The organism is Nonomuraea sp. C10 (assembly GCF_008017515.1).
In the GTDB taxonomy this organism is placed as follows: Bacteria; Actinomycetota; Actinomycetes; order Streptosporangiales; family Streptosporangiaceae; genus Nonomuraea; species Nonomuraea ferruginea.
Genome location: NZ_VPFF01000001.1, coordinates 5,127,234 through 5,151,608 on the forward strand (window position 1 = coordinate 5,127,234; position 24,375 = coordinate 5,151,608).

Annotated in this window: 23 protein-coding genes; 7 read left to right on the top strand and 16 right to left on the bottom strand. The window is 69.5% G+C overall.

What is annotated here, in order from left to right:
* The 7 genes from FR742_RS44685 to FR742_RS23690 are packed head-to-tail and all read right to left on the bottom strand — an operon-like array spanning window position 1 to window position 7,014.
* Window positions 1-165 (bottom strand): hypothetical protein, encoded by a 165-nt coding sequence (locus FR742_RS44685; RefSeq protein WP_187281277.1) that lies wholly within the window; start codon window positions 163-165, stop codon window positions 1-3.
* On the bottom strand, window positions 162-1,622 hold the full coding sequence (locus FR742_RS23665) for an NAD-dependent succinate-semialdehyde dehydrogenase (protein WP_148032965.1): 1,461 nt from the start codon (window positions 1,620-1,622) through the stop codon (window positions 162-164). Before FR742_RS23665 ends, FR742_RS44685 begins: the two co-directional genes overlap by 4 nt.
* A gap of 41 nt (window positions 1,623-1,663) precedes the next feature.
* Window positions 1,664-2,740, bottom strand: coding sequence for an ABC transporter ATP-binding protein (locus FR742_RS23670; RefSeq protein ID WP_148032966.1), 1,077 nt, complete (start codon window positions 2,738-2,740; stop codon window positions 1,664-1,666).
* Entirely contained in the window at window positions 2,740-3,807 is a 1,068-nt protein-coding gene (locus FR742_RS23675; RefSeq protein WP_148032967.1) for an ABC transporter ATP-binding protein, read from the bottom strand. Before FR742_RS23675 ends, FR742_RS23670 begins: the two co-directional genes overlap by 1 nt.
* Window positions 3,807-4,718, bottom strand: a complete 912-nt coding sequence (locus tag FR742_RS23680) for a carbohydrate ABC transporter permease (RefSeq protein ID WP_148032968.1) — start codon at window positions 4,716-4,718, stop codon at window positions 3,807-3,809. The genes FR742_RS23675 and FR742_RS23680 overlap by 1 nt, the downstream gene beginning before the upstream one ends.
* Entirely contained in the window at window positions 4,718-5,668 is a 951-nt protein-coding gene (locus tag FR742_RS23685) for a carbohydrate ABC transporter permease (protein ID WP_148032969.1), read from the bottom strand. Before FR742_RS23685 ends, FR742_RS23680 begins: the two co-directional genes overlap by 1 nt.
* Window positions 5,665-7,014, bottom strand: a complete 1,350-nt coding sequence (locus FR742_RS23690; protein WP_222709034.1) for an extracellular solute-binding protein — start codon at window positions 7,012-7,014, stop codon at window positions 5,665-5,667. Before FR742_RS23690 ends, FR742_RS23685 begins: the two co-directional genes overlap by 4 nt.
* Window positions 7,015-7,391: 377 nt before the next feature.
* Here FR742_RS23690 and FR742_RS23695 point away from each other — a divergent pair, with 377 nt between their 5' ends.
* From FR742_RS23695 to FR742_RS23705, 3 genes are all read left to right on the top strand, one after another.
* Window positions 7,392-8,135, top strand: a complete 744-nt coding sequence (locus tag FR742_RS23695) for a GntR family transcriptional regulator (protein ID WP_148032971.1) — start codon at window positions 7,392-7,394, stop codon at window positions 8,133-8,135.
* A gap of 83 nt (window positions 8,136-8,218) precedes the next feature.
* Complete coding sequence (locus FR742_RS23700; RefSeq protein WP_148032972.1) at window positions 8,219-8,788, top strand: DJ-1/PfpI family protein; 570 nt, start codon at window positions 8,219-8,221, stop codon at window positions 8,786-8,788.
* Between the two features lie 19 nt (window positions 8,789-8,807).
* A complete protein-coding gene (locus FR742_RS23705) occupies window positions 8,808-9,629 on the top strand; it encodes an alpha/beta fold hydrolase (RefSeq protein ID WP_148032973.1) in 822 nt (273 codons plus the stop codon).
* A 69-nt stretch (window positions 9,630-9,698) separates the two neighbouring features.
* Here the strand turns inward: FR742_RS23705 and FR742_RS23710 are convergent, their stop codons facing one another.
* The 6 genes from FR742_RS23710 to FR742_RS23735 form a co-directional block, all read right to left on the bottom strand.
* On the bottom strand, window positions 9,699-11,963 hold the full coding sequence (locus tag FR742_RS23710; protein WP_148032974.1) for a phosphodiester glycosidase family protein: 2,265 nt from the start codon (window positions 11,961-11,963) through the stop codon (window positions 9,699-9,701).
* A 29-nt stretch (window positions 11,964-11,992) separates the two neighbouring features.
* The gene (locus FR742_RS23715; RefSeq protein WP_148032975.1) at window positions 11,993-12,799 is read right to left on the bottom strand and encodes a phosphatase; all 807 of its coding nucleotides are present in this window, start codon (window positions 12,797-12,799) and stop codon (window positions 11,993-11,995) included.
* A gap of 4 nt (window positions 12,800-12,803) precedes the next feature.
* Window positions 12,804-13,925, bottom strand: coding sequence for an ABC transporter ATP-binding protein (locus tag FR742_RS23720; protein ID WP_148032976.1), 1,122 nt, complete (start codon window positions 13,923-13,925; stop codon window positions 12,804-12,806).
* A gap of 20 nt (window positions 13,926-13,945) precedes the next feature.
* Window positions 13,946-15,649 (bottom strand): iron ABC transporter permease, encoded by a 1,704-nt coding sequence (locus FR742_RS23725; protein WP_148032977.1) that lies wholly within the window; start codon window positions 15,647-15,649, stop codon window positions 13,946-13,948.
* Window positions 15,649-16,683 carry an ABC transporter substrate-binding protein gene (locus FR742_RS23730; protein WP_148032978.1) on the bottom strand — a complete coding sequence of 345 codons (1,035 nt, stop codon included), beginning with the start codon at window positions 16,681-16,683 and terminating at the stop codon, window positions 15,649-15,651. The genes FR742_RS23725 and FR742_RS23730 overlap by 1 nt, the downstream gene beginning before the upstream one ends.
* A gap of 117 nt (window positions 16,684-16,800) precedes the next feature.
* Complete coding sequence (locus FR742_RS23735; protein WP_148032979.1) at window positions 16,801-17,586, bottom strand: GntR family transcriptional regulator; 786 nt, start codon at window positions 17,584-17,586, stop codon at window positions 16,801-16,803.
* Between the two features lie 308 nt (window positions 17,587-17,894).
* Here FR742_RS23735 and FR742_RS23740 point away from each other — a divergent pair, with 308 nt between their 5' ends.
* The 3 genes from FR742_RS23740 to FR742_RS23750 all read left to right on the top strand — a co-directional run bounded on the left by FR742_RS23740 (window position 17,895) and on the right by FR742_RS23750 (window position 20,873).
* Window positions 17,895-19,076, top strand: coding sequence for an SGNH/GDSL hydrolase family protein (locus tag FR742_RS23740; RefSeq protein ID WP_148032980.1), 1,182 nt, complete (start codon window positions 17,895-17,897; stop codon window positions 19,074-19,076).
* Window positions 19,077-19,300: 224 nt separating this feature from the next.
* Window positions 19,301-20,143: a sigma-70 family RNA polymerase sigma factor gene (locus tag FR742_RS23745; RefSeq protein ID WP_261808703.1), complete on the top strand. Its 843-nt coding sequence runs from the start codon at window positions 19,301-19,303 to the stop codon at window positions 20,141-20,143.
* Window positions 20,144-20,363: 220 nt separating this feature from the next.
* Window positions 20,364-20,873: a DUF1062 domain-containing protein gene (locus FR742_RS23750; protein ID WP_261808704.1), complete on the top strand. Its 510-nt coding sequence runs from the start codon at window positions 20,364-20,366 to the stop codon at window positions 20,871-20,873.
* Between the two features lie 70 nt (window positions 20,874-20,943).
* Here the strand turns inward: FR742_RS23750 and FR742_RS23755 are convergent, their stop codons facing one another.
* Window positions 20,944-22,188 (bottom strand): MFS transporter, encoded by a 1,245-nt coding sequence (locus FR742_RS23755; RefSeq protein WP_148032983.1) that lies wholly within the window; start codon window positions 22,186-22,188, stop codon window positions 20,944-20,946.
* 61 nt (window positions 22,189-22,249) lie between these two features.
* Between FR742_RS23755 and FR742_RS23760 the strand changes: the two genes are divergently transcribed.
* A complete protein-coding gene (locus FR742_RS23760) occupies window positions 22,250-22,726 on the top strand; it encodes a helix-turn-helix domain-containing protein (RefSeq protein ID WP_261808705.1) in 477 nt (158 codons plus the stop codon).
* An 80-nt stretch (window positions 22,727-22,806) separates the two neighbouring features.
* Here the strand turns inward: FR742_RS23760 and FR742_RS23765 are convergent, their stop codons facing one another.
* On the bottom strand, window positions 22,807-23,727 hold the full coding sequence (locus tag FR742_RS23765; RefSeq protein WP_148032984.1) for an alpha/beta hydrolase: 921 nt from the start codon (window positions 23,725-23,727) through the stop codon (window positions 22,807-22,809).
* Window positions 23,724-24,332 (bottom strand): TetR/AcrR family transcriptional regulator, encoded by a 609-nt coding sequence (locus FR742_RS23770; protein WP_222709035.1) that lies wholly within the window; start codon window positions 24,330-24,332, stop codon window positions 23,724-23,726. Before FR742_RS23770 ends, FR742_RS23765 begins: the two co-directional genes overlap by 4 nt.
* Window positions 24,333-24,375: the final 43 nt, after the last annotated feature.

The window sequence follows — 24,375 nt, forward strand, 5'->3', positions numbered from 1 at the left end:
TCAGTGCCTCTCTGGAACGTCGGCGGTGATGTGCTGGACGGACGTCCAGCTCACCTGCGAGACCGGGACGGCGATCGCCCCGTCCACCGCCGCGGCCGCGTCCGTGGCGCGCGCACCGGCGGAGCCGACGGCGTCCCCGGGCACCTGGAGCAGCGGGCCGGTCACGGTAGGTCGATCGCCGCGTAGGTGATGTCGAGGTATTCATGGATGCCCTCGTGCGACCCCTCCTTGCCGATCCCGGACTGCTTCACGCCTCCGAACGGAGCTGACGGGTCTGAGATCAGACCACGGTTGATACCGACCATCCCCGTCTCCAGCCCTTCGGTGAACCGGAGCGCCCGCTGGAGGTCACGGGTGAAGACGTATCCGACGAGGCCGTGCTCGGTGTCGTTGGCCTTCGCCATCACCTCGTCGTCGGAGGTGAACGAGATGATCGGCGCCACCGGGCCGAAGATCTCCGTCGCCAGCATCCGCGCGTCCTCGGGCACGTCGACGAGGACCGTGGGCGGGTAGAAGTGGCCCGGCCCGTCCGGACGCTCGCCGCCCACCAAGACACGGGCGCCGCGATCGACCGCGTCGGCGACGAGCTTGTCGATCTTGGTGACCGACGCCTCGTCGATCAACGCCCCGACGTCCACGCCGTCGTCGAGACCGTGGCCCATCGAGAGCGCGCCCATCCGCTCGGCGAAGCGCGCCGCGAACTCCTCCCGTACGGGCTCCTCGACGTAGATGCGGTTGGCCGCGATGCACGATTCCCCGATGTTGCGCATCTTGGCCACCATGGCACCGTCGAGCGCGACGTCCAGGTCCGCGTCGGCACACACGATCAAGGCCGCGTTGCCGCCCAGTTCCATGGAGGTGCGCAGCACGTTGCCCGCCGCCTGCCGGAGGAGCACGCGCCCGACCTCGGTCGACCCGGTGAACGAGAGCTTGCGGGTCCGGCTGTCGGCCAGCAGTGCTGAGACCACCTCGCCGGCGCGCTTGGTCGTCACGACGTTGACGACGCCCGGGGGAACTCCGGCCTCCTCCATGATGCGGGCCAGGAACAGCATGGTGAGCGGCGTCTGGGCCGCCGGCTTGGTGATCGTCGTGCAGCCCGCCGCCAGCGCAGGAGCGATCTTGCGGGCGCCCATGGCCAACGGGAAGTTCCAGGGCGTCACGAAGACGCACGGTCCGACCGGCTTCGGCACGGTGAGGATGCGATATCCACCAGCGGGAGCGGTGTTGTAGCGCCCCTCGACCCGCACCGCCTCCTCGGCGAACCAACGGAAGAACTCGGCGCCGTAGGCCACCTCTCCCCGAGCCTCGGCGAGCGGCTTGCCCATCTCGAGCGTTATCAGCCGGGCGACCTCCTCGGATCGCTCGGTCAGTGCCCGGTACGTCGCGGTCAACAATTCTGACCGTTTTCGCGGCGGGGTCGCCGCCCACTCCGTCATCGCCCCGCCGGCCGCGTCCAGAGCGACGAGCCCGTCGACGACGTCGGCGTCCGCCACCTCGGCGATGGTCTTGCCCGTGGCCGGATCCTCGACGACGAAGGTGGCTCCGCCGGCGGCGTCGCGCCAGGCGTCGCCGATCCGGAGCCGCCGGTGCTCGGGGGCCAGGACGTTCATCGGGTCACTCATTGCGTCGCCTCCTGTGATGTTGCTGGTGCTGTCCGGCGTGACTACCGCCCGGCCTCGGACAGCGCCAGCCCGGTGCCCGCGTCGAACAGGTGCGCGCGGTCCAGGTCGACCGTGACGAGCAGCCGCTCGCCCGGCGTACCGGTGACGGTGGCTCGTGCCTTGACCTTGAGGATCTCCGTCCCCACTCGGACGTCGACCACCGTCCGGTCACCGAGCGGCTCCAGGCCGTAGAGCTCACCTGACAACGACGCGTCCCCACGCTGCTCGACGGACAGGTCCTCCGCGCGCAGGCCCAGCAGCAGCGGACGACCGTCCTCAGCCGTGGTCCAGCGGGGCCGCGGCAGCGTCCAGCCTTCCGCCCCGACCAGACGATCTCCCTCGGCGTGGCAGGGGAGCAGGCTGATCGGCGGGCTCCCCACGAATCCCGCGACCCACTGATTGGCCGGACGCTCGTACACCTCGGCCGGCGTTCCGACCTGTTGCACCTTCCCCTCCTTGAGTACCGCGACCTGGTCGGCCATGGACAGGGCCTCGACCTGGTCGTTGGTCACGTAGACGAAGGTCGCTCCGAGGCTCCGGTGGATGCGGGCGAGCTCGGTGCGCATCTCGACGCGGAGCTTGAGATCGAGGTTCGTCAGCGGCTCGTCCATGAGAAACGCGCGTGGGCGGCGTACCAGCGCCCGGGCCAGGGCGACGCGCTGCATCTCGCCGCCCGACAACTGCGCCGGACGGCGCCGCAGCAGACGTTCGATGTGCAGCAGGCCCGAGATCCGCTCGACGGCGGTGGCGATCTCGCTCGCCGGACAGCGGCGTGCCCGCAGCGGCGAAGCGATGTTCTCGTACGCCGTGTGTCGCGGGTAGAGGGCGTAGTTCTGGAAGACCATGGCCAGGTCGCGTGCGGCCGGGGTGTCACCGGTCGCGTCCCTCCCGTCCAGATGCACCGACCCGGCGTCCAGCTTCTCCAGGCCGGCGATCGCTCGCAGGGTCGTCGTCTTGCCTGCCCCGGAGGGGCCGAGCACGACGAAGAACGATCCGTCGGGCACGTCCAGCGTCACCCCGTCCAGGGCCTGGACCTTGCCGAAGGACTTGCGCAGCCCGTGCACTGCCACGGTTCCCATCAGGCCACCAGCTCTTCCGTGCTCACGTCGTAGACCGCCGGGGTCCCGCCGATGTGCCGCAGCCCGACCGGCGCGTCAGCGGCGAAACGGACGGTCGGTGGCATCCGAACCCGTACGTCGTGCCGGCCGCCGTGGTCGACCACGTAGATGATCTCGTCGCCGAGCCACTCCGCCGAGACCAGGCGGGCCGGGACCGAACGTTCCGCCCCTGGTTCTGTGACTTCCAGCGCCTCCGGCCGGACGCCTGCGACCAGGCGACGGTCGCGCGGCAAGCCTGGCGGTGGCGTGAAGACCAGTCCGTCCTTGCTGCGCAGCTTCCCGTCGGCCACCTCCACCTCGATCAGGTTCATCGGCGGGGAGCCGATGAACGCGGCGCAGAAGAGACTCGCCGGACGGTCGTAGACCTCCAGCGGCGTGCCGATCTGCTCGACGCGGCCCTTGTTGAGAATGGCGATTCTGTGACCGAGCGACATGGCCTCGACCTGGTCGTGGGTGACGTAGACCATCGTCGTCCCCAGCTCCCCCTGCAGGTGCTTGATCTCCGTGCGCATGTCCGCCCTCAGCTCCGCGTCCAGATTGGTGAGAGGTTCGTCCATGAGGAATGCGCGCGGCCGTCGCACCAGGGCGCGGGCGAGCGCGACGCGCTGCTGCTCCCCGCCGGACAGCCGGCGCGGCCGCCGGTCCAGGAGCGGGCCGAGCCGCATCAGCCGGGCGGCCTCGTCGACCCGCTCGCGTACCTCCGCCTTGGGCAGTCCCTCGGCCCGCAGGGGGAACGCCAGGTTGTCGCGGGTTCTCAGATGCGGGTAGAGAGCGTAGAACTGGAACACCATGGCGATGTCGCGCTCGGCGGGCGGCAGGTCGTTGACCAGCGTGTCGCCGATGCGGATGTCGCCCGTCGTCTGCCTCTCCAGGCCGGCTATGGCCCGCAGCGTGGTCGTCTTGCCGCAACCCGAAGGACCGAGCATCACGAACAGCTCGCCGTCGCGGATGGACAGGTCCACGTGATCGACCGCGACCGTCCCGTCCGGGTAGCGCTTGTGCAGGGCTGTCACCTCGATGCCCGCCATCAGCGTCGCACCGCCCCGAGCGTCACACCGGCGACGAGGTGCTTGCGCACCAGGTAGGCGAAGACGAGCACCGGCAGGGCGAACACCACGGAGGCGGCGGCCACCAGACCCCAGTCCACGGTGGTGCCACCGATGAGGCCGGCGATGGCGGGTGGGGCCGTCCGCACGCTGTCGCTGGAGGTGAGGAAGATGGCGAACACGAACTCGTTCCACGAGAAGATGAGGGCGAAGACCGCCGTCGCGGCGATGCCGGGCAGGAGCAGGGGAAGGGTGAATCGCCAGAACGCCTGCAATCGGGTGTAGCCGTCGAGCATGGCGGCATCCTCGTACTCCGCGGGCACCTCGTCGACGAACCCCTTCATCATCCAGATCGTGAACGGGACGTTGAACGCGGCGTAGATGAGGATCAGGCCGAGCTTGGTGTCGATGAGCCCGACTTGGCGGTACATGAGGAAGATCGGGATCACGACCACCACGGGCGGCATGAAGCGGGTGGACAGGATGAAGAACAGCTGGTCCTTCTTGGCCTTCACGGCGAAGCGCGAGTAGGCCCAGGCCGCCGGGACCCCCAGCACGGTGGCCAGCGCGGTGGAGGCCCCGGCGACCACGACGGAGTTGAGGAACGCGGCGGACAAGGTCGAGCGACCGCCGCCGGAGGCGACGAACACGTCCTTGAAATGGTCCAGGGTGACCTGGAAGTCGAAGAACTTGGCCGGGATGGCGTAGACGTCCCGGTTCTCCTTGATGGACGTCTCGATCATCCACAGCACCGGGAAGAGCATCACGACGGCCAGCACGGTCAGCAGCGCGATCTCCAGCACGGAGCGGCCCCGGCCGCCGAAGCGGCGCGCGAGGGGCGTGCGATCCCGGGCAGGACGTGTGGACACGGCCTCGTCGACGGAGACTGCCATCAGTCCTCCTTGAGCTTGTTCAAGTAACGCAGGTAGAGCTGCGTGAGGACGATGACGACGAGGACCATCAGGATCCCGTACGCCGAGGCGGTTCCGGTGTTGAAGCCCAGGAACGCGACCTTGTAGACGTGGAACGACAACGTCTCGGTGGAGACCCCCGGACCTCCGCTGGTGAGGATGTAGACGAGGTCGAACAGCCGGAAGGCCTCGATGGCCCTGAACAGCACGGCGATGAGGAGCAGCGGCCACACCAGCGGAAGAGTGATGGTGCGGAACCGGAACCACTCGGACGCCCGATCGATCGAGGCGGCCTCGTACAAGTACTTGGGAACCGCGGTGAGGCCCGCGAGTGCGATGAGCATGATGAACGGCGTCCACTGCCAGGTGTCGACCAGGATCAGGGAGATCAGTGCCGTTCGCTGCCCGGTGAGCCACTCCACCTGCCCCAGGCCGAGCGAGCCGAGCATGCTGTTGATCACGCCGAACTGGGCGTCGAGCATGAATCGCCAGAACAGCCCGACCACGACCGGCGACAGCATCATCGGAACCAGGAACAGCGTGGTCAGCAGTCCCCGCCCGTGCGTGCGCCGTGAGATCAGGTAGGCGATGGCGAAACCGAGCACGGTCTGCAGGGTGACCGCGCCGACCACGTAGATCAACGTCGTCAAGGCCCTCAGGTGGACCTGCTCCGAAGCCAGGATGGCGGTGTAGTTGCCGAACCCGACGAAATCGGCCGGCCCCCCGCGGGTGGCCGAGTAGTCGGTGAAAGACAGGTACAACGCCCACAGCAACGGGAACACCGACATGGCGAGCAACAGCAGCAGCGCGGGCGAGGTGAAAGCCACAGCGAGCCCGCGGTCGCTCAGGCGGCGGGACCGGCCCGGTGCAGGCGGCGTCGCGGACGCCACCTGCCCGGGCTGGTCGCTCGTCAGGGGGGCGGAGTCACTCACAGTCCGCCGCCGCCCTTGCTGTCACTGGAGTCGAGCACGCTCTGCTGCTCCTTGGCGATGTCGTCGAGCGCCTCCTTCGGCGTCTTCGCACCGTTGAGGGCCGCGTTCACGTTGGTGTTCTCGATGTCGACGAGGCGCGCGTACTCGGGCACATTCCACATGTCCCGCATCCGTGGCACCGAGTCGGTGTACACCTGGTTGAACGGCGCGGCGTTGAGGAACTCGGGCGACTCCAGGGCGTCCGTACGCGACGGCACGCCACCGGCCGCGGCCCACTTCTTCTGGATGTCAGCCTGCTCGAACCACTTCATGAAGTTCAGGGCCTCCGCCTGGTTCGCCTCGGGGGAATAGGCCGACACGTGCATCCCCATGCCGCCGAGAGGCACCAGGTTCGTCTTCTGACTCGGCAGGGCGGCGAAACCCAGCTTGCCGAGAATCTCCTCCCGCGTGGTGCCGAGCGTCGACTGCTTCGGGTCGAGCAGGCCGCCGCTCGCGGCGATCCAGTTGAACGCGATGCATGCCTTGCCCTGGGCGACCGCCGCGTTCACCTCGTCGATGAACCAGTTGCCGGAGCCCTTGGCGGTCAGCGGCTTCATCTTGTTGACCAGGACGTCCATCGCCTCATGGCCCGCGGCGTCGTTGAGGACTCCGTCGATCTTGCGCGTCTTGGGGTTCCAGAGGTTGCCGCCGTAGACGCCGTTGACCGTGTTGTAGGTGACGGCCGCGGCGTCGGAGCCGTTGGCCTGGTGGAAAGCCAGCCCGCTGACGCCGGGGTTGTCCGCCTGGCACTTCTCGGCGACTGAGATCATCTCGTCCCAGGTCTGCGGTGGCTTGTCGCCGATCAGGTCCTTACGGTAGATCATCGTCCAGGTGTCGCCGAGCAGCGGCAGTCCGTACAGGCTGGCGTTCTCGTCGCGCTTCCCGGTCTCCGCCTGGGGGAACTGGCCGTAGGCCGCCAGGAGGTACGGGTTGTAGGCCTCGACGTCGATGTTCTGCCGGACGAAGTCGGTGATGTCCAGGATGTTGCCGTTCGTCACGGCCTCGCCGATGTGTTGCGAGTCCAGGATCGGGATGTCGAAGTCGGTCTTGTGCGCGGCGAACTGGGTGAACATCGCGTCGTGCCAGTTCGCGTTCGGCACGGTCTTGACCTTGACGGTGACGTTCGGCCGCTCCTTGGCGTACTCCGCGTTCGCGAAGTCTTCCAGCGCGTGGGCGGGGGGCCAGTCGAACCAGATGAAGCTGAGGGTCAGCGGATCCTTGGTGAGCTCCGGGATGGTCGCCGGCGCCTTGGGGGCGCTGTCGTTCTGGCCGCCGCCGCAAGCCGCCACGGTCGTGGCCAGTAACATGGCCGCCGTCGCAAGCCCCACCTTTCGGCCGGGAACGGACAGTCGTCCTCTTCGCTTGGGATACCGCATCTTCTTGCCTGCTTTCTGGGCGGGGACTTCGGGAGCCTTGCTGCGTGCTTCGCCGACCGGTTGCTGGGTTGTCCAGGCGTGTCGCCGGCTGTCGCAGGGGCTGACCCGCAGGCCGGCGTCACGCGTACGGCGCGACGTGATGGGACTTTGAGCAGGGCGGAGCGATGGCGGACGGTTCCCCGATGAGTGACGGATGGCTGACATCCGTCACCTTTCCTATACGATCCGGTGGGGAGCGTCAACATCCCGCAGTATGGCGACCGATGTCAACATGGTCCCGAAGACGCAAGAAAGGACCTCACGTCACGATGGACGACGAAGCGGTGATCGCTGGGCGCCATGAGGCCATGCCGGGCGGAACGCCGCCGGGAAGATCTCGCGGCCGGCTTGCCGACGAGGTGTACGACGCGCTGCTCGGACAGATGATGTCGCTACGGATAGAGCCCGACTCCCGCGTCACGATCGACGTCCTGGCACGGGAGCTGGGGGTCTCACAGACGCCGATCCGAGACGCTCTGAACCGCATGGAGGCCGAGGGCCTGGTCGTGCGTGTGCCCCATGCCGGCTATCGCATTCCTCCCCAGATCACCCGTCACCGGTTCGAGGACATGCTGGAGGTCCGCCTGCTCCTCGAGCCGGCAGCGGCGCGCAGATCCGCCGAACGCGCATCCCCGCAGCAGGTGGCCGACATGCGACGCATGCTTGAGGACATGGCGGAGCTGGAGGGGGGCAAGGGCCCCATGGCCTACGGCGCCTTCGGGCTGCGCGACGCCGCTCTTCACGATCTCGTCGCCTCGAGCGCGGAGAACCAGGTCATCCGCGAAACGCTCGCTCGCCTGCACACGCACGTGCACCTGTTCCGGCTTCACCGCGACGCCCAGGTCACTCACTTGGCCATGGCCGAGCATGAAGAAGTCGTGGCCGCGATCGCCGCGCGCGACCCCGACGCCGCCGCCTACGCCATGCGTCGGCACATCCTGCGGTCCGGCGAGCGGTTCCAGCGACTGTTCGACGAGGCGGAGGCCGCGGAAGGAATGGCGGAAGAGGCTTGACGGGCGGGCTGCGCCGGGGAATGCTAACTCAAATCCGATCGGATCGGATCCACCTCACCCGCCCCGGATGCGAGGAGAAGCAGGTGCCCAGAGCGCTGCTGCTGACCGGCGACGCCGCCGAGGAGCTCGACACCATGTATCCCTACTATCGTGTGCAGGAGGGCGGCTGGGACGTTGATGTCTCGTCACGGACGATGCGTGACGTTCAGCTGGTCATCCACGAGTTCGACCCCAACTCCGACGCCTACGTGGAGAAGAACGGCCGGAAGTTGCCGGTCGACGTGCCCTGGGCCGAGGTCGACGTCGAGCGCTATGACGCCCTCATCATCCCTGGGGGACGCGCCCCCGAGTGGATCCGGGTCGACGCCGACGTCAGGCGCATCACCGAGCACTTCTTCGCGCGCAACCTCCCGATCGCGCTGGTGTGCCACGGCGCGCAGGTGCCGGCTGTGTACGGGCTGCTGAAGGGTCGCAAGACGGCGTGCTTCCCTCCCATCACCGGTGACATGGAGAACGCGGGCGCGACCGTCATCGACGCTCCCGACGTCGTGGACGGCAACCTCGTCTCCTGCCGGGGGTGGCCCGACATGCCGCAATTCGGCAGGGCGATGATGGAGGTCTTCTCGAAGTCCCTCAACTCCGCATCGGCATGAGCGCGCCTGGCCTGTCCCGGTGACGGCCCTGCGGACCGTCACCGTCGACGGCTCCCCCATCCACGTCCTGGAGAGCGGCACCGGGCCTGCGGTGCTGATGCTGCACGGCTCCGGACCCGGTACGACCGGATCCGGAGCCTGGGCGTCAACGGCACAGGCACTGGGCACGTCCCGGCGCCTGGTGGCTCCTGACCAGGCAGGGTTCGGCCGCACACCGATCCCGGCGGGCTCCAGGGGCGGGCTCCGGCTGTGGACGGAGCAGGCCGCGGGTCTGATGGATGCTCTCGGTGTCGAGCGCTACGCCGTGGTGGGCCACTCCATGGGCGGTGCCGTGGCGCTGGCGTTGGCCGCCGCGCGTCCCCGGCAGGTCACCCATGTCGTGGCGGTCTCGACGATGGGCGCCCCCGGGGCGCCGCTGTCCGCTGAGCTCGACGCGATCTGGGCCGCCCCCGCCGGCCCGCCCGGGGCACGGGACATGTTGAGTCGCCTCGTCTTCGACCAAGCGCTCGTGACCGAGTCGGCCGTCGCTGCCCGTGCGGCCGCGATGCGAGCGGGGGCGGCCGCATTCGCGTCGTTGTTCCCTCCCCCCAGGGCACGCTGGGCCGACGACCTCGCCCTCTCGGAGCGAACGCTGGCAGGGATCCGCGCGCCCGTGCTGCTCGTCCACGGCGCCGAGGACCGAGTCACCCCGCTCGGGACGGCAGCCCTGCCCCTGCTCGAACGCCTGGCCGATGTCCGTCTGCACGTGTTCGGCCGGTGCGGGCACGTGCCTGCGCTCGAACACCCGCACGACTTCAGGCAACTCCTGTCGTGCTTCCTCGGCCGGGAACAAGGTCCCTGATCGCTGCGACAGGTCCGCAGCCCGTACTCAGGTGCCGGGCGCGGCACCAGAGGTGCCGCGCCCAGCCGGTCAGCCGGCGGCTACGGCGGTCAGTTCGTCCAGGACCAGGGTGCCGGTGTAGCGGGCGTCAGGGTTGATCTCGTTGAAGAAGATGCGGCGCAGGCTCACCGGGTACGCCATGGTGTCCGGCAGGTCGTACGTGATCTGCTGCCACCCGGGTTCGGTGATGAAGGCGGGTTCGATCGTGTGCAGGGTGCCGTTGCGGTCGACGACCTCCAGGCGGGTCCGCTGGTCGTGGCCTTCGGACTTCACCCACAGCTTGAACGCCGTCGGCCGGCCGGCCACCGGGAGGAGGTTGGCGGACGGCCAGATGCCGACGCCGCGCGTCGCGGTGCTCTGGGTGAAGTCGTAGTCCAGCTTCAGCCCGTTCCCGACGTGGCCGTCAGGGGTGGAGGAGGCGGTGCCGGTGGCGCGCAGGCTCCAGAAGTCCCAGTTCGAGGTGTCGTCGAAGGTGTCCACGACGTCCTGGGACGTCCCGACGCCGACGACCAGCTCGGTCCGCACGCCGCCGGCGGACACCGTGACGACGTGCTCGCCCTCGGCGGCCCGCGCGGTGACGGTGAACGCGCCGGTGCCGGCCGCGGTCACGTCCAGCGCCGCCTTGTCGTAGGTGAGGTGGACGTCGGCGGGGTCGATGGGGGCCGCGTACCCGGCGGAGTCCGAGCCGTTGACCTCGAAGGTTCCCTGGGTGCCCTTGTCCAGCAGGTTGATGCGGCGGGTGTCGGTCTCCAGGCGGGCCAACCGGCCCAGCACGGTGAGGTCGATGTCTCCGGCGGCCTTGCCGTGCTCGGCCGTCACGGTCGTCTCGCCGGACGACAGCGCGCGGAAGACGCCGTCGCGGTCGACCCGGCCGATCCGGCTGTTCTTGACCCGCCACTGCGGTTTGATCTTGCGCGGCACGCCGGCGGGACCGTACGTCTCGTCGTACGCGGCCGCCGTCAGCCGGCGGGTCAGTCCGGGGAAGACCCGCTCGGTACGCCACGACGCGGCGGCCTCAGGCCCGGGGAACCGGTCGCGTTCCGTCGCCGTGCTCACCCAGAAGCCCTTGGCCTTGCCGCTGCCCTTGGGCAGGAACATGGCCAGCCCGGTCGGCACGGGACGGGTGCCCGCCGCGTCGGACGGCCGGTTGACGAGGTCGGCCCGCTTCTGACCGGGTTCGCGCACGACGAGCGTCGTCGAGCCGCCGCCGTCGAGGTTGAGCGCGCTGTGGGCGCCCAGATCGACCATCATCTCGGCCAGCTCGTTCAGCCCGATGCCGCGGGAGAACTCGGGCTGCCGGCCGTCCACTGCGACCAGCCACATCTTGGTCCCGTCGGCGGAGAATCCGACGGCGGTCCTGGGCTCCGGCGTGTTGTTCTCGGGCGGAAGTTCGAGCGGCTTGCCGTCCGCGACGATGAGCTGACGTCCGCTCACGGCCGCCTTGACCTTCATGTCGCCGGGAGCCCGTAGGGCATAGTCCACGGAGACCGGGTCGCCGACCCGCAGCGAGGACAGCGCGTCGGCACCGGCCTCGCGTCCCACCAGCACGAACGCGCCTTCGGTGATCGCGCCCTCGCGGGGAACGTCCACCACCTCGGCCACGACGCCGTCGCGCACGACCACCTCGATGGTCCGCGCGACGCCCTTGACCGGATGGCAGCGGCAGTACGTGCCCCAGACCGGGGTGAACATCCCGATCTGGTCCTTGAGCAGCTCGGCCTTGTTGAGCGCGTCCAGCGGGACGGTCCTGCCGGGCAGCTTGACGGTGCCCTCGAAGACGATCTCGCCGATGGCGCCGACCTGGTCCTCGGAGAACATCACCGCGGTCTGGTTCGTCTGGGTCGCCTTGGTGTTGGGCAGCGGCGACTGCAGCAGCTCGCCGTCCTGGACGGCCACGCCCCAAGGCGCGCCGGAGGCGGCGATGTCGAAGTAGTCGGCGTTCGTCGCCGCGATGGCGCCCACTTCGCGCGCCATGTCGAGCAGCGGCCGCCGCGCGGCGACCTGGCCGGGGAACAGCCGCCCGATCTGCACGCCGGCCTTGAGGTCGGCGGACATCTGGTACGTCTGCAGCCAGCCGGGCTCCCCGGTGGCGCCGTCGGGCCCGTACAGCTCGACCGTGCTCAGCTCGACGCCAGGAGCGACCGGCCGGGTCTCGCGGTAGGTCTCGGTGCGGCCGTCGAGGACGCCCACGACGGCGGGCGCGGCGGCGGGCGACGGCGTCCCCGCGTACGCCGGCCCGGTCAGGACCAGGGCGAGAGCCGCCGATAACAGGGCAGAGGGGACTTTCCATCGCATCAAACCGTGACGGGACATGACCATCCTCCTCAAATAGCGATACCGGTCGCGCGCCGGAGCATGTACGCGGTCACCGGCGCGAACTCGGCGGGCGTGAAGTTGTCCTCGATCGGCAGGACGTGCTCGTGCCGTCCCCTGGCGCGCGCCAGGAACAGGGCGATGTCGTTGGCGTCGGCGATCGACAGCGTGTGCAGGCCGGCCGCGATCGCCGCGCCCGCCATGCCGTGGTCGGCGATGACGAGATCGATCCGCACGCCGCCGGCGGCCACCGCGGCGATCACGGCCTCCATGTGGTCGGGCCGGTGGGTGTGCAGGATCGCCTCGTCGTGGAAGGCGCACGCGACCCCGCCGAAGAACCGGATCCCCGTCTCGCCGGCGGCGTGGGCCCCGACGGCGCGGTCGAGCCGGTGGTCGTCGAGGACGCGGACGATCTGGTTGCCCGCGTTCCGTAGCGCGCGCGCCAGGTCGGCGTAGTGGTCGAGCAGCCCGGTCGGGTGCCCGGTCGCCAGCAGCACCGTGCCGCCGCCGTCCCGCAGGAAGGGGGCGAGGGCGTCGGCGTGCGCCCTGATGCCGGCCAGCGTGTGCTCGGGCGCGATGTACCCGAGCTCGGGGTCGCCGTCCGTGATGCGGTCGCCGATGCCGGCTTCGACGGCGGTCACGACCTCGTCGATGGACGCGGTACCCCAGTCCTCCAGGCCGAAGGTGTTGTCGGGGTCTCCTTTGAGCATCTTGTGCGCGTACGCCAGTGACTGCCGGCGGACGGTCCTGATGCCGCCGGACAGGCTCCGCTCGACGAGCAGGTCGCGCAGGTCCGCCGCTTCGTGTGCGATGCCCATGCGGTCAGCTCGCCGCGGCAGCGACGACGGGCCGGGCGGCGGCTTCCGGTGGGCGCCACGCGCCCTCGACCCTGGGGAACGCCCGCGCCGCTCCCTCGCCGATGCTCAGCCGGACGTTCGCCCCCGGCGACCAGCCGCTCTGGGCGGAGTGCACGAGCACCACCGAGCCGCCGGCCTCGACGTAGGTGCGGACGACCGGGCCGAGGAACTGCACGTCGCGGACGACACCGCGCAGCACCCCCGCACCGGGTGCGTCCTCCTCACTGAGCGACACGTCCTCAGGGCGTACGGACACATCGACGGGCGAGCCGGGAGAGACGGAGGACGACGTGCTCGCGGGCGTCGCGCGGAGCACCGCTCCGGCGACGTTCACCTCCCACAACTCGTCCGACCCGCCGGCGTACTCCCCCGCCAGCCAGTTCGTGATGCCGACGAAGTCGGCGACGTACCCGTTGGACGGGGCCAGGTAGATCTCGTGCCCGCTGCCGAGCTGTTCGAGCGAGCCGTCCTTCATGACGGCGATCCGGTCGCCCAGGGCCAGCGCCTCCTCCTGGTCGTGGGTGACGTAGACGATCGTCGTCCCGGTGTCGCGCTGGATCTCGCGCAGTTGGGTGCGCAGCTGGATGCGGGTCTTCGCGTCGAGGTTGGACAGCGGCTCGTCCATGAGCAGCACCGACGGCCGGATCGCCAGCGACCGGGCGACGGCGACGCGCTGCTGCTGCCCGCCCGAGAGCTCGTTCGGCCGCCGGCCGCCGAGTCCCGTGAGGCCGACCAGGTCGAGCGCCTCCTCGGTACGGCGGGCCCGCTCGTCCTTGGCCAGTTTCTGCGCCTTCAGCCCGAACTCGATGTTCTCCGCGACGGTGAGGTGCGGGAAGATCGCGTAGTCCTGGAACACCATGGACGTCGGCCGCGCGTCGGGGCCGTACCCTGACACGTCCACGCCGTCGATGAGCACGCTCCCGCTGTCCGGCTGGATGAACCCGGCGATCATCCGCAACGTGGTGCTCTTGCCGCACCCGCTGGCGCCGAGGAGGCAGAGGAACTCGCCGCGGCCGACGACGAGGTCGAGGTCGCGTACGGCCGGCACCCCGTCGAACGACTTGCACAACGACTTCAGTTCGATCATGGAATCTCCATCAGCAGGTGTCACAGGTCGTAGAGCCGCAGCCGGGAGCCGAGGGCGAGCTTCGCGACGGCGAGCCCGGCGAAGCTGACCACCATCAGGCCGGCCGCGACGCCGGTCGCGGCGCCCCACTGACCGAACTCGGCGAGGTTGACGATGGTGGGCGCGCCCAGGCCGATGCCCGGCGAGGTCAGGAAGATCACGGCACTCAGCGTGTTGATCGCGTGGAGGAACCCGAACACGAGCGACGTGGTGAACGCGCCGCCCAGCAGGGGGAACATGATCTGGACGATGACCCGGGCGCGCGAGGCGCCGAGGTCGGTGGCGGCCTCGTCGATCGACGGGCTGATCTGGTTGATGGTGGTCACCGCGGTGCGGTAGCCGACCGGGATGGCCCGCACGACCATGACCAGCACCAGGATCAGCGCGGTGCCGGTCAGGGCGATCGGCGGCTCGTTGAACGTGAGCAGCCACGAGATGCCGATCATCGTCCCGGGGATCGCCGACGGCAGCACCGCGAGCCCGTCCATCACGCCCCGGCCGAAGACCCGCGTGCGGTGCACGACGTACGCGGCGACCAGCGTGCTGATCGTCGTGATGATCGCCGCCGTGGCGGAGAACAGCGCGGAGTTGCGGATGTCGTCACCGCGCAGGAGTGCCGTCTGCCAGTGGTCCAGCGTGAGGCTCCAGTCCGCGCCCCACGCCCGGGTGAACGAGCCGACCAGAATGCTCCCGTAGATGAGGATCATCAGGACGCTGACCAGGCCGAGGACGATGAGGAGCCCGCGCCGCACCGCCGCGGGCAGCGGCGCGGGCGGCAGGCTCCCGGTCTTGCCCGACACGGTGACCGCGGAGCGCCGCGCGAGGACGCGGCGCTGGATCAGGAAGAGGATCAGCGTCGGTACGAACAGCAGCACGCACAGCACCGCCGCCATCCCGAAGTCCTGCCGGCCCACCGCCTGCACGTACGCCTCGACCGAGAGCACCTGGTACCCGGCACCGATGAGGACGGGGTTGCCGAAGTCGGTGATGACGAACATGCCGACGAGCAGCAGCGCGTTCAGGATCGTGGGGAACGCCAGCGGCAGCGTGACCCGGCGGAAGGTCTGGAACCACGTCCAGCCGAGATCCCGGCTGGCCCACTCCAGGGTGGAGCCGATGTTCTTCAGCGTCGGCAGCAGGGTCAGCGTGGCCATGGGGAAGAAGGCGAGCGTCTGGACGAGCCAGAGCCCGCCGAGGCCGAGGAGGCTGATGTCCAGGCCGAGCAGCTCGTGCGTGATCAGACCGCGCCGCCCGAACAGCAGCAGCACCGCCAGGCCGACGACGAACGGCGGCGAGATCAGCGGGAGCAGGGCCATCACCCGCAGCACGGCCCGGCCCCTGATGTCGGGCCGGCTGAGGGCGTAGGCGAACAGGAAGCCGACCACGGTGGCGCTCAGGGTCGAGGCCACGCCGATGACGACGGTGTTCTTCGCGGCCGTCGCCACGCGCGGCTCGGCGAGCCTGCTCCAGGCCTCGCCGTCGGGCTCGAACAGCATGGCGACCGTCGGCACGAGGACGAGGAGGAGGAGCAGGCCGGCGACGTAGGCGACGAGCGTGCCCACCGTGATCCGGTCGGCCAGCAGGCGTCTGCGGCTGCGCCGCTGCCAGTCCGGCCGGGACCCGGGGGCCCGCTCGGTCCGCTTCTCCGGTACGACGGTCTGCTGGGTCGTCGAGGGCACGGGCATCAGACCCCGTACCGCTTGGCGAACTCCTTGGACACCGCGTCGCGCATCTCGCCCGCGCGCACCGGGTCGTAGTCCACGAGGTCGAGCTCGGCGAGACCCTGCGCGCCGTCGGGCAGGTCCACGTCGCTCCGCACGGGGTAGGAGTGGACGAGGTCGACGATCATCTGGGACGCCTTCTTGCCTTGGAGCCACTGGACGAACTTCTCGCCGCCCTGAGGGTTCGGCGACCCCTGGACGAGCGCGTTGCCGGAGATGACGACGCCGGTCGGCTTGGGGTAGACGAGCTCGATGGGGAACCCGGCCCCGCGCACGTTGAGCAGGTCATGAGCGAAGGAGACGCCGGCGGCGTACTCGCCGGTGGCGACCAGCTGCGACGGCGCTCCCCCGCTGTCGGTGTACTGGCCGATCAGCTTGTGGAACTCGTCGAGGAACTTCCACGCGCCCGCCTCGTCGCCGTTGCGGAAGATCTGCGTCGCCACGAACGTGTACCCGGTGCCGGACAGCGTCGGGTTCGGCATGACGAGCTGGCCCTTCAGGTCGGGGCGCAGCAGCTCGTCCCACGTCGTCGGGAGCGGGGCGCCGCCGGTCTCCTCCTTCCACCGGTCGGCGTTGACGCCGACGGTCATCAGGATGAGCTCGTTGGCGTGCCAGTAGCCCTCGGGGTCGACGAACCGCTTGTCGATGCCCTCGACCGTGGGCTTGAACGACCGGATCAGCTTCTCCTTGGCGAGCGGTCCGGCGTCCCCGCTGGCCAGGCCGATCACGTCGGCCGCGGGGCGGCCGGCCTCGGCCTTCAGCCGCGCCAGGAGCTCGCCGGCGCTCTGCCGCAGCACCTCGACCTCGATGCCCGACTCGGCCGTGAACGCCTCGGCCAGCCGCCGGGCGGGTTCCTCGGGCATCGGCGTGTACCAGGTCACCGTGCCGCCGGACGCGGATGCGGCGTCGTCGCCGCCGCCGGATCCGCAGGCCGACCCGAGCATGAGGAGTGCGAGAGAGAGCGCGCCTGCGGCGACTCGTAACAGGGACTTGTGCATGAGTGACCGCCTTGGGATCGATGCGCCCGCAGGAAGGGACGCAAGGTCACGATGCACGAAATGGTGTTATCAGTGACGCGAGATGTCAATATCTCTTGTAGACCAATTGACGGGTCGTCATCCCAAAGACGTCGCCTTGTGGGTCACTCCGCGAGGGTGTCCGAGGTCCTCCTCCAGGGTCGACGTGAGGTCCAGCTCCGATGTGATCATGTAGCGGTCGCCGCGGAACAACGTCTGGGTGAACTCGATCGGAACGCCGTCGGACGTGCGGGTCGCGGTCCTGAAGAGGAACGCGGGAGAGTACGGCGGCGCGTCCAGCACGGCCGACTCCTCCTGGCTGAGCACCGTCGGCTCGATGGTCTGCGTGCCCGCCGCCACCTTCAGGCCGTAGCGGTCGGAGAGCAACTGGTAGAGGGACTTCTCCTCGAGCTCCTCGGCGGGCAGGCCGGGCACCAGCGCGTCGGGGAGCGTCGTGGTGGCGAGCGCGATCGGATCGCCGTCGGCCAGCCGCAGCCGGCGAATCGTCACGATCACGTCGGACGGCGCGATCTGCAGCCGCCAGCTCATGCGGACGCCCGCGTCGGAGCGCTCCACGCCGACGACGCGGGTGGAGGGCGTGATGCCGCGCCGGCGCAGCCCCATCGAGAACGACGACGCCGTCGGCGACTGGGTGATCGTGGGCCGCGCGACATAGGTGCCGCTGCCCTGCTTGCGGATGAGATGACCGTCCCTGACCAGGTCGTCGACGGCGCGCCGCACCGTGAGCCGGGAGACGCCGCAGTCCTCTTCAAGCACTCGCTCGGGCGGGATCGGATCTCCCACGTTGAGGTCTTCGAGCAGGCTCATGATCCGCTCGCGGACCATGTTGTGCTTGCGCCCGCGACGAGCGTCCGCGTCGCTCACGTCCACCCCCTCCAACCCCTTCAAGGCGACACCCGCACCTCTCCCGCATGTTACGCCACAGCCATGGATTGGTATTGACGACTTGTATACCAACTCTTACAGTCACCGAAGAATCATGACCTTCCGGTGAACCAGGGCGGGGCGCGACGACGCCACCGCCACTCCTCCGTCCCACGGCTGGCCGCGACCGTCAGGCCGGGTCCGATCATCGTCGCATCAGGGCCGACGCATGACCACCCTGCCCAGACCCGCGCCTTCCCCCGACCGGCCTCAACCCTGAACAGCATCGTTCCGACAAGGGAGCACCGATGGGCAACCACATGGTCAATCGACGTCATCTCTTCGGGCTCGCGGGCGCCGGCGGCGCCGCCCTCGCGGTCCCCGGCCTGTTGACGATGCCGGCGCACGCCGCCGCCCCGCAGCCGCCCGCCGCGTGGCCCACCGAGTTCGTCGAGGTGACGCCCAGCGTCGAGGGCGACATCGCCTGGTACGACGTCTCGCACTGGGGCGTCGAGGGCAAGGGCTGGTCCGACACGGCGGCCTACTACGACCGGCTCCCGGCCAAGGCCGAAGGCGTCGTGACCCCCGAGGTCTGGGTGCGCAGCCGCAACTCCTCGGGGCTTCTGACCCGGTTCGTCACCGACTCGACCATCTTCCGGGCCCGCTACCGGCTCAGCCTGGCCACCGTCGCGATGTACCACATGCCGGCCATCGGCCACAGCGGCGTGGACCTGTACGCGCGCACCCCCGCAGGACAAGACGCCTGGCTCGCCAACACGCACCCGGCGGCGCAGAACGTCGACCAGCAGATGGGCATCGCGGTCGACCCAGGAGAGCGCCTCTACACCGCCTACCTGCCGCTGTACAACAGCCCGCAGCGGCTGGAGATCGGCGTCCGGGCCGGCGCCAAGTTCCTCGGGGCCGCACCGCGCACCACCCCGCCCGCCGTCTTCTACGGCAGCTCGATCATGCAGGGCGGCGTGGCGTCCAGGCCCGGCATGTCCATCACCGCGCTCCTGGGCCGCCGCTTCGACGTCCCCACCGTCAACCTGGGCTTCTCCGGCAACGCGCGGATGGAGCCCGAGATCGCCGAGCTGCTCACCGAGCTCGACGCGTCCGTCTACGTGGTCGACAGCTCCCCCAACATGAACCCGCAGCAGATCGCGGAACGCGCCGAACCCTTCGTCCGCATCCTGCGCGCGGCCCGCCCTGACACGCCCATCGTGCTCGTCGAGGACCGCCGGTACGGGGACGGCCAGTTCGTCGAGTTCCGCCGCACCCGCAACGCCCAGAACGCGGCGGCCCTGCGCACGGCCTACACGAACCTGCGCCGCTCCGGCGTCAGAGGTCTCTCCTACCTCTCGGCCGACAAGCTCCCCGGACCTGAGGAGCTGGTGGACGGCTCGCACCCGAGCGACCTCGGCATGGCGACGTACGCCGACGCGTACGAGAAGGTCCTGCGCCCGATCCTGAAGAGACGAGGCCACTGACCGCCGCTCTGCACTGCCCCGGGGCTCGCGGCACGTCCCGGGGCACGGCCCGGACTGGAGCACATGATGGAGGTGATCATCAAGCGCCGCCGTTCGAGAGCAAGGCGCGCCATGACGAGCCGCGAACAGGGGAACCGACCCGCATGCGGCACCGTCTCGTAACGCATCGCGGGGTTCGGTCAAGTACCAGGTGTAAGCACTGTCGGACGAAGGGAACCCAGCTCTTGCGGCTCGACCAAAAGGGACCGGCGGACCCGTTAGCTCGGACGCAGGGTTTCGAAGCCTTCTACCTGCGACATTTCGACGTGATGACACGGTTCGTCGCACGCCGGGTGGCCGACCCGCACACGGTGGCCGATCTGACGGCGGAGATATTCCTTGCGGCGCTGCACTCCCGGCACACCTACCAGCCAGGACAGGGCAGCGAGACCGGATGGCTGTACGGAGTGGCGCGTAACGTGCTGTCGGTCCAACGACGCCGCAGCGAGCGCGAGGCCCGTGCCGTCGAACGGGTCGTCGCGCGCCGGCTGCTGGACGGCGACGACATCGCCGACCTGACCGACCGCATCGACGCCGAAGAGCCCGCCCGGCGTGCCTTGTCGGCCATGGCCGACCTGCCAGAAGGAGAACGGGCGCTGCTCGAGCTCGTGGTGATCGACCAGCTGACAGTGGCAGAGGCGGCCCAGGCCCTGGGCAAACGTGGCGGGCCGGCCATGACACGCTCGTCACCTACGGCGCCGTACCGCGGGCTCACCTGCGCGACAACGTGTTGCGCGTCCTCCTCAACCCCACCATCCGGGAGATCCCGTGCCCACTCCCCTGTCCCAGGTACGTTCGCAGGCCGACCAGGACGGCCACCGCTACGAGCTGCCCCGACCGTGGCCGGAAACCGGCGGACACCGACGCTGCAAGAGCGGCGGCACACGCACAGCCACTCGCACCGTCCCTGGACCTCGGAGGGCTCAGCCTGCCAGCGAGCACCGCCGGAAAACCGTTTGATCTTGCCTTCGCGTTTCCGTACGTTTCTTACGGCCCGTCGTCGTGAGGACAGAGGACGCACCGCGTGACCCCGCCTGCTCTTTAACCTGACACTTTTCTTCGCTCACCTTCAAGCCGACCCTCCCGTCGGCTCTGCCGGGCTGCCCGTGCGCGCCCGGTCGTACGGCGTTCGAGGCCGCGCGCAATCGGCCTTGTGTCAGGTCTAGAGAGATCATGTCTTCACAACCTCATACTGTGCTGCCCTGGATCGTTCGTCGGGTCAGGCTGCCTCTGCTGTCCTTGCGGTGCGTGGACTGCCGGTCGGAGTCGGCCACCACCGGCGAGGGCAGGTTCCGTGTCAACGCCAACCGCAAACTGCTGGACGTGTGGCTGCTGGTCCGCTGCGTGTCCTGCGACCGGACGAGCAAGCTCACCGTGCACGAGCGAATGCCGGTCAGGTCCTTCGATCCGGTCGAGCTCGAGGGCTACTACGCCAACGACCCGAAGCTGGTGGCGGCCAGGCTGCTGGATCCGCTGCTGGCCCGCCGCAACCGCTTCACCCTGGATTGGACAGGGGCCTGGCGGCTGGACACCCCGTCGGCGTGGCTCGACGGGCCGTGGCCGTTCCAAGCGCAGGTCGTGTTCGAGGACCCGGTGCCAGTGCGCCCGGACAACCTCATCGCGCAGGGGCTCGGCCTCAGCAGGAACGAGGTGCTGCGCAGGGTCAAGTGCGACCTTCCGCTGCGCCGTCCGACGACTGCCGGATTCACCTTCACCGTGATGGCCTGGGACTACCGGGAAGGCAGCCGCGGCGCGTGACCGGACCTTCCGGCTCGGTCAAATGCCCACCGCTCATCGGATAAGTCCGTCGCGTACGGCTTGCGTTCACTCACCCGGATATCTCAGCACGGCCACGCCCACCAGGTGGGCATGCCGATACGGACGCACTTGGTTGTTGCGTCCGAGGTGGGGCGGTGAAACGTCGGGTCGAGGTGGCGACGAGGAGTCCGAGTGCGGCGTAGGCTGCGCCGAGCAGGCTGGCGGCCGGCCATCCCATGGCGCTGTAGGCCCAGGTGGTGGTGATCGCACCGAGCGCGGAGCCGAGGGAGTAGAAGGCCATGTAGGCGCCGATGACACTGCTGCTCTGGTCGGGGCGGGCGGTGGTGAGCAGGTGCTGGCTGCTGACGTGAACGGCTTGCACGGCGAAGTCCAGGACGATGACGCCGACGATCAACAGCCACAGCGATGACCGAGCTTGAGCGATCAGCAGCCATGAGGCTGCGAGCAGGGCCAGCGACCAGCCGGTGACCGAGGGCGCCAGGCCCCGGTCGGCCCATCGGCCGGCCCGGGCCGCGCTCAGCGCCCCGGTGAGACCGGCGAGTCCGAACAATCCGATCTCGGTAGTGCCGAAGTGCCACGGCTCGTCGCCGAGCGGGAGCGCCAGTCCGCTCCACAGCGTGCCGAAGGAGGCGAACAGGAAGAACGCGACCAGTCCCCGGCTGAGGAAGAGCCGGTCGCCGACGACCAGACGACCCAGCGATGACAGCAGCTGCCCGTACCGGGCTCGGGGGCGGCGGATGTCGGCCTCAAGGGTGAATCGGGCGGCGAGCGCGAGCATCGCGCAAAGCCCGGCGATGACGAGGTAGACCGTGCGCCAGTCGGTCAGCTCGCCCAGTGTGCCTGCGACCACCCGTACTCCGAGTATCCCGATGACCACGCCCGAGGTGACCGCTCCGATGTTGCGGCCGCGCTCGCCGGTCGGTGAGACGGTGGCGACGTAGGCCACCGTGATCTGGACGACCACGGCGAACAGTCCGGCCAGGGCCAGGCCCGCGATCGCGATGCCACCGCTGGGCGCGGCGGAGGCCACCCCCGCACCTGCTGCTGTGAGCAGCAGGTGCACCGTGATGAGTCTGCGGCGGTCGAACAGGTCACCGAGCGGGACCAGCAGCACCAGCCCTGCGAGATAGCCGATCTGGCCGGCGGCGACCAGCCACCCCAGTGCTCCTTCCCCCAGCCCGAGGTCCTCGCCCGCGGCCTCGAGGACCGGCTGGATGCCGTAGATGGTCGACACCGCCGCCGCGCACACCAGCGCGAGCACGGTCCGCTGCCTTCCGGCCAATCCTGACGGCACGTCACCCTCCAATAGGTTTCGAAATGCAACCTATCCAAGGTAAGGGCATAATGGTTGCAGATTGAAACTCATCACGGAGGAGTCAGTGGACGTCACGCTCGCCGCAGGAGGCGCTTGGACCGACCCGGCCTGCCCGGTCGCGCGGACCGTCGACCTGATAGGCGACCGGTGGAGCCTGCTGATCATCCGCGACGCGATGGACGGGGCGACGACCTACACCGAGTTCCATCAGCGACTGGGGATCGCCCGCAACATCCTCGCCGACCGGCTCCGCAAGCTCGTCGAGCACGGCATCCTCGACAAGAGCGCCGCCGCCTACGGCAGGCGGCACACATACCGGCTCACCGAAGCGGGGCAGGACCTCTTCACGGCCGTCGTCGCCCTGCGTCAATGGGGCGAGCGCCACGCCTTCGCCCCGGACGAGCCACACTCCGTTCTCGTCGACGACCGAGGGCGGGAGCTTCCCGAACTCCACCCACTCGACCAAGACGGCGCGCCGCTCTCCGCCGAGGCGTCGCACGTCCGGAAAACCGCCTGAGCCCGGCCGCGCCAGAACCCGTCCCATCGGGCTCTGCAATCGACCGCGACCGAGGACACGGCCATCACCGACAGCGACGATCACTTGCCGGGAACGACTCGGTGGTTCCGCGCGTTCGGGCGCGTCGCAAGGGTGGTGATGAAGGTGGCGATCTCGACAGGGTTCTCTTCGGCCATGAAGTGACCGGACGCGGTCGGCTGGTAGGTCAGGTCCGGCGCCCAGGCCCGCCACAGCGATGCGGCGTCGAAGCCGAGCCGGGAGCCCCAGTCCTGAGAGATGACGCCGACCGGCATCGCGAGCTGCGCACCACGCTCACGGTCGGCTCGATCCATTTCGAGATCGATGCTCGCGGTGGCCCGGTAGTCGGCCACGATGGAGTCGACCGCGGCGACCGAGCTGTCGATGTAGTGGGCGCGCTCCTCATGGGTGAAAGTCGTGCCGCTGGGGTCCCAGGCGTCCAGGAAGGAGCCGAAGAACTCCGGAGCGACCGCGCGGATCATCTTCTCGGGAAGCCCGACGGGCTGAGCCATCAGGTACAGGTGCCAGGCGACCTTGGCGTCGACTCCCTGCAGAACGGCCCACGTGTCGAGGGTGGGCAGGACGTCGAGGATTCCCAGGTAGTCCACGACGGCGGGGTGGTCCAAGCCTGCGCGGACGGCGACCAGCGCACCGCGGTCGTGCCCGACGAGCCCGAAGTGGTCCACGCCGAGGGCGGAGGCGACCGTCACGATGTCCTGAGCCATCGTGCGCTTGGAGTACGTGGCGGGGTCACTCCCGTCCGGCTTGCCGCTGCCGCCGTATCCGCGCAGGTCAGGGACGATGACCGTGTGGTCGTCGGCGAGCCGCGCCGCGACGTGGCGCCACATGTAGTGGGTCTGCGGGAACCCGTGCAGGAGGACCACGGCCGGCCCGCTCCCGCCGACGGCGACGTTGAGGTTGACGCCGTCGGCGCCGGGGATGGTCCGGTAGTCGAAGCCGCTGATCGTCAGTCGGGTGGTCATGCGTTCTCCTTCGCGTCAGGCGCGGCGGTCTCATGGGCGGTGAGGGCTGGGCGGCCGGAGAAGATCCCGGCGGGCAGGGGTGCACGCCCCGACGATGCCTTCAGGGCTGGGATGACGATGGTGTCGACGAGTGCGGACAGGTACTCCTCGTCGACCGCGAGGTCGTTGACCCGTCGCAGCAGGAGGGCGGCACCGACCACCTCCTCGAAGGCGAAAGGGTCCGCGCCGTCGGGCAGCTCGCCACGTGCGATCGCGGTGTCGATGACCCGTCGCGGCAACCGGGCTCCTGTTGGGCCGACGGCGTTCTCGATGGCCTCGCACAGGTCCGGGTCCTCCAGACCCGCCTGCAAGAGCAGCATCGCGGTCTGACTGTCCGCGGCGCGCATGGTCTGGTCCAGGCGCCGGCACAGGCTCAACACGTCTCCGCGCAGGGTGCCCGTGTCGATCGGCTCACCGGCCTCGCGCCGTGCGGGCCCGGCCTTGACCGCAGCGATCACCATCTCCCGCTTGGACCCCCACCGTCGGTACAGGCTCGCCTTGGATGTCTGGCACCGCCGGGCGACCTCCTCGAAGGACACCCCCTGGTAACCGGACTCCGCCAGCACCTCGAGTACGACAGCAGTGATCCGCTGATCCAGGGCCGCATCA